Source organism: Shewanella sp. 11B5, from assembly GCF_002836795.1.
Taxonomy (GTDB): Bacteria; Pseudomonadota; Gammaproteobacteria; order Enterobacterales; family Shewanellaceae; genus Shewanella; species Shewanella frigidimarina.
In genome coordinates this window covers 1-8,154 of record NZ_PJAP01000365.1, presented here as the reverse complement: position 1 = coordinate 8,154, position 8,154 = coordinate 1, and the positions used below count along the sequence as shown (strand labels likewise).

General features: G+C 39.8%; 6 protein-coding genes. 4 read left to right on the top strand and 2 right to left on the bottom strand.

Translation table 11 applies throughout. The features are described from left to right. Positions 1–112 precede the first annotated feature (112 nt). Both rlmA and CXF78_RS08145 read right to left on the bottom strand, forming a co-directional pair. Positions 113–934: a 23S rRNA (guanine(745)-N(1))-methyltransferase gene (rlmA, locus tag CXF78_RS08150; protein WP_102036481.1), complete on the bottom strand. Its 822-nt coding sequence runs from the start codon at positions 932–934 to the stop codon at positions 113–115. Positions 935–960: 26 nt separating this feature from the next. Then, a complete protein-coding gene (locus CXF78_RS08145; protein ID WP_011637158.1) occupies positions 961–1,767 on the bottom strand; it encodes a hypothetical protein in 807 nt (268 codons plus the stop codon). Between the two features lie 167 nt (positions 1,768–1,934). Here CXF78_RS08145 and sbcB point away from each other — a divergent pair, with 167 nt between their 5' ends. The 4 genes from sbcB to CXF78_RS08125 all read left to right on the top strand — a co-directional run bounded on the left by sbcB (position 1,935) and on the right by CXF78_RS08125 (position 8,142). Beyond that, positions 1,935–3,350 (top strand): exodeoxyribonuclease I, encoded by a 1,416-nt coding sequence (gene sbcB / locus CXF78_RS08140; protein WP_102036480.1) that lies wholly within the window; start codon positions 1,935–1,937, stop codon positions 3,348–3,350. Positions 3,351–3,395: 45 nt separating this feature from the next. Beyond that, complete coding sequence (gene cdd / locus CXF78_RS08135) at positions 3,396–4,292, top strand: cytidine deaminase (RefSeq protein WP_102036479.1); 897 nt, start codon at positions 3,396–3,398, stop codon at positions 4,290–4,292. A gap of 451 nt (positions 4,293–4,743) precedes the next feature. After that, the gene (locus tag CXF78_RS08130; RefSeq protein WP_145991395.1) at positions 4,744–7,920 is read left to right on the top strand and encodes an intermembrane phospholipid transport YdbH family protein; all 3,177 of its coding nucleotides are present in this window, start codon (positions 4,744–4,746) and stop codon (positions 7,918–7,920) included. 63 nt (positions 7,921–7,983) lie between these two features. Further along, the gene (locus CXF78_RS08125; protein ID WP_081430160.1) at positions 7,984–8,142 is read left to right on the top strand and encodes a YnbE family lipoprotein; all 159 of its coding nucleotides are present in this window, start codon (positions 7,984–7,986) and stop codon (positions 8,140–8,142) included. Positions 8,143–8,154: the final 12 nt, after the last annotated feature.

Below are 8,154 nucleotides of genomic sequence, written 5' to 3'. Positions count from 1 at the left end.
TTTTCGGGATAAGTCAACAAAGATCAACCAAACAATGGTATTTAATTAGTGTCATGACAAAACGGTTTATCTTTGAGCATCAAATAGTTATTTATATCAATTATCTGATCGTTTATTGTTCGCGTTTATGAATTTCGATTTTAAAATCTATCTCACACTCGAGCCCTTGCTCTATTATCTGAGACTTCTGTGAATCACTCAATTTCCATGCGTAAGGTGTCATATTAAGGAAATGACCAATATCTTCCGCACGAGTTAGTGTTAATGAATAGGCTAACGCTTGGTGTCCTAAGTAAGTAAAGCCATCTAACACCATAGGCTCTTGTGGATGCAATTTGGGTTCACTATAAATTTTCTGTTTTAACGCATAGTGATGCATCGGCCCAGGAGAAACGGTAATGAGTATTCCGGTTGGTTTTATCACCCGCTGTAACTCTTCAATTTTAGACGGCGCATAAATACGTATCGCTAAATCAAAACTGTCATCAGCAAAAGGCATTTCAAATGCACTTGCCACACAAAAATGTAACCCAGAATAGCGTTTAGCCGCATAGCGAATGGCAGACTTAGAAATATCTAAACCATAAAACTCACTCTGGGGGTTAACCACAGATTGCAACGTTTCGAATAATCGATGACTGTAATACCCTTCGCCACAACCTATATCGAGCACCTTAGTAGCATCTCCAGCAAATTCTAGCGCTAACTGATTTACTTTGTCGCTTAACGGTTGATAAAAGCCTTGATTAAGAAACTCTCGTCTAGCGATCATCATTTCTTTGTTATCACCGGGATCTTTAGTTTTCTTTTTTTGTACAGGCAGTAAATTAACGTAACCTTCTTTAGCACAATCAAATTGATGGCGCTGTTCACATTGCCAAGAATTTTGTTGTTGTACTAATGGTGCGCTACAAATAGGGCAAATATAAGACATGGGTGGGCTCTAGAGTTACTGAAAAATTAAAGATCGTCATCACACAGCTTATTGACCATTTCCGACACGTCTTTAGGGGCTAAAAGTTCAAAACAATCCAATTTACGTTGTAATTGTTCATTATTAAAAAATTGTTCATTAGACGAGCGGCCTAAATTTGAACGCTCTAATGACTGATGATATGTCCGTAATAACCATTGATGCTTATTTTGCAATAAATGATCGAGTTTTAGTAGCTCAGTTGAGACACCTGGATGGATTTTGCCCGACTCGCCCCGAAGATAATCACGTAATTCTCGTCGAACTTGCTCTAACTCACTTATGTGAACCGCAAGCATGGTAGAAGGCTCATCATAATCAAACTTACGTCCTAATATCGCTTTAGCCATTACTAGGGCTTGAGGTTCACTCAATATCCGCAAGTCATTTTCTAACGTCACTAGTTCAAAACGGGCTTCGGCAGATACGCTAAAATGAACATCTCCATCAGCGTGAATATTAATCGTCACTCCATTTCTGAGTTGCTCAATACACACACGTGGAGCAACTCCCATTGAAGGATATAATTTAATCCCCTGCCCCACGAATCGTGGTTGAGTCGGCGTTTTAATATTTGTTGGTGTATGCTCAAAAGCAAAAGTCAAAAACGGTTGGACACGTAAAATGAGTGTTGTTTGCTTATGCTCAACTTGACTAACCACAAATTCAACTAAAGGATTACTCATCGTTGATAGTACTAATAAATCACTCACACTGTCTGGTAAACGAAGTGTCAACGCCGTCGGTTGAGTTATTTCACTAACACTTGGTTGAGTAAATACATGATGATGCATACAATATTCCTTTGTTACTTCACTAAATTGTAACCAGCAAATCCACATTAGTCATCAGTAAACAAGGTTATATTAGAAAAATCATATTGAAGGCTACCTCATTATCATTTTTTTATGCTGATAAATGTTAACATTGTTCTAATCGCGAAAAGGATCTTATATTTACTATGGCTAACGCAATTCAACCCACGTTATTCTGGCACGATTATGAAACATTCGGGGCAAACCCAAGCAAAGATCGTCCGTCTCAGTTTGCGGGTATTCGAACCGATCTAGAACTCAACATTATCGGCGAACCTGAAACCTTTTATTGCAAACTCGCGCCTGACTATTTACCGTCTCCTGAAGCCATATTAATTACGGGGATAACTCCACAACTGGCCAACCTTAAGGGTGTACCAGAAGCTGAGTTCATGAAACGTATTAATACGCTGTTTAGCCAACCCAACACCTGTGTTGTGGGCTATAACTCATTACGTTTTGATGATGAGGTCAGTCGTTATGGTTTCTATCGTAATTTTATCGACCCTTATGGGCGAGAATGGCAAAACGGTAATTCTCGTTGGGATATCATTGACTTGGTTCGGGCTTGCTATGCATTTCGCCCAGACGGAATTAATTGGCCAAAGAAAGAAGATGGCTCACCGAGTTTTAAGCTTGAGTTGCTTACCCAGGCGAATGGCTTAAGTCATGAAAAAGCGCATGATGCCATGTCAGATGTTTATGCCACTATAGCAATGGCTAAATTGATAAAGCAGACACACCCAAAGTTGTACGAATACTATTTTAATTTAAGACGTAAACAAGCAGTTGCAGACCATATTGATGTCCTAAAAATGCAACCTTTGGTTCATGTCAGTTCAAAGATTAGCGCGTTACAAGGCTGTACTACATTAATTGCGCCAGTGGCGTATCACCCAACTAATAAAAATGCGGTGATATGCATTAATTTGGCCATGGACATCTCACCATTATTAGAACTATCAGCTCAAGAAATAAACGACCGCATGTATACATCGCGTCAAAATTTAGCTGAAAACGAGCTCGCGATACCACTCAAACAGATCCACCTCAACAAGTGTCCTTTTATCGGTTCGCCAAAATTACTTGACGACGAGGTAGCTGAAAAATTACAGTTTGATAAAGCATTCGCACGTGAGCAATATAAACGCTTAAAAAACCATCCAGAATTGCGCGAAAAGCTTAACCAAGTATTTGAACTTGAATCAGATCGTAAAGCGATAACCGATCCTGATTTAATGCTATATAGCGGTGGATTTTTCAGCCATGCTGATAAAACCAAAATAGACATTATTTGCCATACCGCACCACATAATTTAGCGGCATTAGCATTGCAGTTTGATGATCCACGGATCAATGAAATGTTATTTCGTTTTCGGGCACGTAATTATCCAGAAACATTAAGCGACAGTGAAGCCCGTAAATGGCGAGATTTCTGTCAACAACGCTTATCGGATGCCGATTATGTGATTAAACTCGAAAACCTGGTTGAAGAAACCAGCGAGAATGAACACAAACAAAAGCTATTAAAAGCCCTATATCAATATTTACAGTCGTTATAGTAAATTTTATTTTTATCCAATTTATTTCATCTAAGGATTAAGGGAATGCAAAATCGTTTTTTAGAGAGCATTACTCAACTAGACAAGCCTTTGGCCAATGCGCTGGTACCATTATTACATGACCAATTTTGCGGTCATATTGATGCAAGTCAATTTGCAGGCCTAGTTAATGCAAGTGGTAAAACAGAGCAACAAGTGCTTATGGATTTATTACCTATTGCCGCAGCACTCGCTAACCCTCCAATAAGTGAGTTTTATGTCGGCGCTATTGCAAAAGGTAGCAGTGGCGACTTGTACATGGGCGCTAATTTAGAATTACCCGGTGAAGCGTTATTTCACAGTGTTCATGCAGAACAAAGTGCCATCAGCCATGCATGGTTGAGCGGTGAAACTGAAATTGTTGATATTATTGTAAATTTCAGCCCTTGTGGTCATTGTCGTCAATTTATGAACGAACTGGTCAATGGCAGTAAGATTAATATTCACCTGCCAAATCAAGAGACCCAAACATTAGCGCATTATTTACCTTATGCGTTTGGACCGTCAGACTTAGATGTGACAGTGCCATTGCTATGTAAGCGCGAGCAAGAATTTAATTGTGATTCAGATGACCCAATGATCATCGAAGCCATTGATCAAATGGGCCTCAGTTACGCACCCTACACTAATAATAATGCAGCTGTAGTATTAGAAACCAACGATGGCGCCACTTTCTGTGGTCGTTATGCTGAAAGTGCGGCATTCAATCCATCAATGCAACCGATGCAAATGGCTCTATCCAATTTAATCCGCAATAACCGTCAATACAGCGAAATAAAGCGCGCGGTATTAGTTGAATCATCAGTAGGTAAAATTACCTTGGTCGGCGCGGCTATGGATGCTCTGCATGCAATTGCACCGATTGAGCTTCAACATATGGTTGTAGAGCCATTGCTTGGATAAATAACAGTAACTTATTATCTTGAATGTTAAGATAAATGAAAGGCGCTAATGAGCGCCTTTTTTATTATGTTTTCTCTGCATAAAACCGAGATTAATAATGTATTATATTTTAACAATCTGCAGCTAATACCATGTTAAGCTAATTAACACTTTGATGTGCATAAGATTAAGTTTTCAATGTACATAAGATTAAACCTCTGTGTACACGATATTAAGCAAACAATTGTTTATTGGGCTATTTGATTATTTAACAGCCAAAAATTTCAATCAAAAATGACGGTTAATCAACAACTGCTGACACACATATTATCTCGGTTGAAGATCAGATAATGAATAAAGTTATGACCATGAGCGTGTTAATCAATCTTGTAGTCAAATTCAAATGAAAAAAGCGACATTATTAACGGGCACATCGTTATCCATGAACAAGCAAACATAAAGCGAGTCACTATTGCGCATATCGACCCTTAACAAGATTTTACTCTTTGTTCTGTTTTGTACGGTAGCGTTAGTGTGGGCCATTATCGAAAATGCCAAACCTCTTACGGTCAAAATACTCAACAACTTATTGGCCGACAACCACATAGAAGTGCTTAATTTTGATGCCGAATATGTCTCATTTAATCATATTCGGATCCCCAGATTAGTCTTAAAAATTGAAGATAGTCATATTGCCATCCAAGAGTTTAATCTTGAGCTACGCGACAGCCTGCAAATTCTTAAAAACCAACAAATCAACGCCGACGATATCGTTAGTATCAAAACCCAAAGTGTGTACGTTGATTTAGGTGACAGTTTTTTCATTCGTCAATCACAACAAACTGAAGAATCACCAGCGGCGATGCAACTCAACCTCGCAAAATTACCTACGATTGAGTTAGGTGAAATTAACATTAAGCTGCCAGTGCTGGATAAAGATCTCCCACAGCAACACACTTTAAAGATGGACAAGCTTACCTTGACCCAAAAAGGTCAACTAAATACCTTGTGGCGCTTTAATGATTTCCCGCTATTTAGCCTAGATGCCACCTTAGACAAGCGTGCCTGGCAATTTAACACCCTAGTTGATTTAGGGCTAAGCTATCAAGGACTTAATTCGTTAGAACAGTATTTAAACTTATTAAACAATAAGCAGCAATCACAACAAGTGCAAAGCAATAATATGCTTTATGGCTTGCATAAGCAGCTATTACAACTTCTACAACCTATTCGTCAACAACAAGTCACCATCGAAGGCCAATGGACGGCCAATAGTAAAATTAACTTAATCAGCGGCGAGATGAGCAGCCAGCAATCAATAGACGGTTTATCTTTGCACTCACAACTGTGGCCCAGTGTTTATTTTTCGCCGCAACAACCTGTTAAAGCAATGTTGAATTTGGGCAACTACCCTGTAACGGCTTCACTAGACAACAGTAAAACCACTGATGCCTTCGCAGTAAAATTAGATATTGCACCGCTAAATTATCAACTGTCGCCCTCACAAGACGACAGAAGTAAATTAATTGCATTATTAACTGGTGAGAACGCCAATCAAATAATTCATATCATTGACAAATTAACCCCTAAATCGACTTCTCAGCTAGCCAGCATCGATGTCGACATGGCTTATCCTATTGAAGTCGTTATCCCGCTGCAAAATGATGCTCTACCTCTGCAGGTGTCAATTCCTGACCTAAGCGTCAGCATTGAAGGGTTATTGCTCCAAAGCAAATTAAAGCTGGCGCACACCACATTCAATAGTCATCAACAATTTAGCAGCCACTTCGATTGGGGTATGGCATTGTCGACCCTGGAAGGAACAGCCAAGACAGAACAACAGCCAATCAACACACTCGCCGCTGACGATATAACTGTAACGTCCAGTGAGAATGTATCCGAACCAACACCAGTAACCACAATGGCTACAAGTCTTATCGATATTAAAGCCTTATTCCCTGAGATCCCGTTAGAGCTGTTGTCTTTGTCTGATGCTAAAGTGAGTCTAATCGGTCAAATATCGCAGTGGCAACAACATCAACTCGAACTATCATTACTGCCAAGCTCCAGCGTAGCTGTCAACAACACAAGTATATTGCGCAGTATTAACAGTGAGAATGAACAACATACCAAGCAGACCAAAAAAACCTCAGCACAATTGGGATCATTCGAGCTTGTACTCAATGACACCTCGACCATGTCATTCAAACAAAATAATACTCAACTCAATCTATCTCCGTTTACGCTGCAAATTGGCCAAATGATCGTTCAACAAGCTACCCAAGTGGACAACAGTAAGCTATCGACTACACTGGCCTCGGTTAAAAAAGCCGATATTGCTATCAATCAAGGCATAACCTTAGCGTTACTTCAGGATGAGCCCATCGACAAGTCGCTAGAACGTTGGCTACAAAACCCTGCAACCAACGACATCGCTTGGCGAATCAATAAACTCGATATCACCAAGCAACTAGGAAAAAGTCGCCGTCAACCACTACTTGCACTGTATAAGATTACGGTTACTCAGCAACTCAATTTATCCAAAGGATTACTGGTCGGTAGCGAACAATGGCAACTCGACACCCTTAACTTAAGCAGTTATCACTTACTTAAATTTGCCGATAAAAAAAGCCCATTATCATTAGCTGGCCAATGGACTTTTGATACCGATATTGAAACAGCAATCAAGACATTACAAAAAGTCCAACCCCTGCCAGATAACTTTACAATTCAAGGCCACAGCAAACTAATCGCAGGTTTTGCGTTAAGCGAAATAGGCAACACCAGTCAGTTTGAAATGAAAATTCAACAACAGTTGTCATCTTTGTCAGGTCAATGGGAAGATAAAACCTTTAACGGTGGTGACGTGTTTGCCCAATGTCAATTTAACTGGCAGCAAACTCACGATGGCCCTAATACTCCAGCAGCAGAGAAACACTTTGCCCACAGTCAATTAGTCTGCCCACAAACCGCAATCAGTTTGCAGCAAGCTAAGCTTGGTTTATCGCTAACAAACTTAAATTTGAATGCCGATATCGAACTTAACAAAGACGGCAATAAAGCACCGGCCAATTGGTTACAGCAAGTTACAGGGTTAAGCGAGACCAACATCAACCTTACCGCCAGCGGCGACATGCTTGATGGACGCTTTTTATTACCTGAGTTTGTGCTAAAACTGCATGATAAATCTTATGGATACTTATTATTACAAGGGTTGAGTCTAGAAAAATTCTTAGAAGAGCAACCGCAAGTGGGTGTTAAAGCCAATGGCTTATTTGATGGCGTATTACCCGCGGTACTGGTTGATGGCAAAGTGACTGTTACTGGTGGCAAACTGGCTGCGCGAGCACCTGGAGGATTAATTGAAGTTGCCGGAAATCCTGCAATGGATCAGCTAGAATTATCTCAGCCTTATCTTGGATTAGTCTTTACCGCACTTGAGCATCTTAACTATACTGAATTGTCGAGCACCTTTGACATGATACCCAACGGCGATGCACAGATTAATATTGCAGTAAAAGGTAACAGCCGTGACATTGAGCGCCCTGTTCACCTTAATTACTCTCACCAAGAAAACTTAATTCAATTATACAAAAGTACTCAGATCGGTAATCAGCTACAAAGCAAAATTGAAGCAAAAGTCCAATAGCAGCATAAAAGGATCGTCCACGTGAAATATTCATCGACATATTTAGTCAGTATCAGCACCATAATGGCATCGTTATGGTTATCAGCTTGTACGCCTACCGTAAAGATAGAGCCACCAGACAAGCCAATTGTCATTAACTTAAATGTTAAAATTGAGCATGAAATTAGAATTAAAGTGGAAAAAGAACTCAATAATTTACTTGAGAATGACGAGTTATTTTAAGCAGAGGTTATC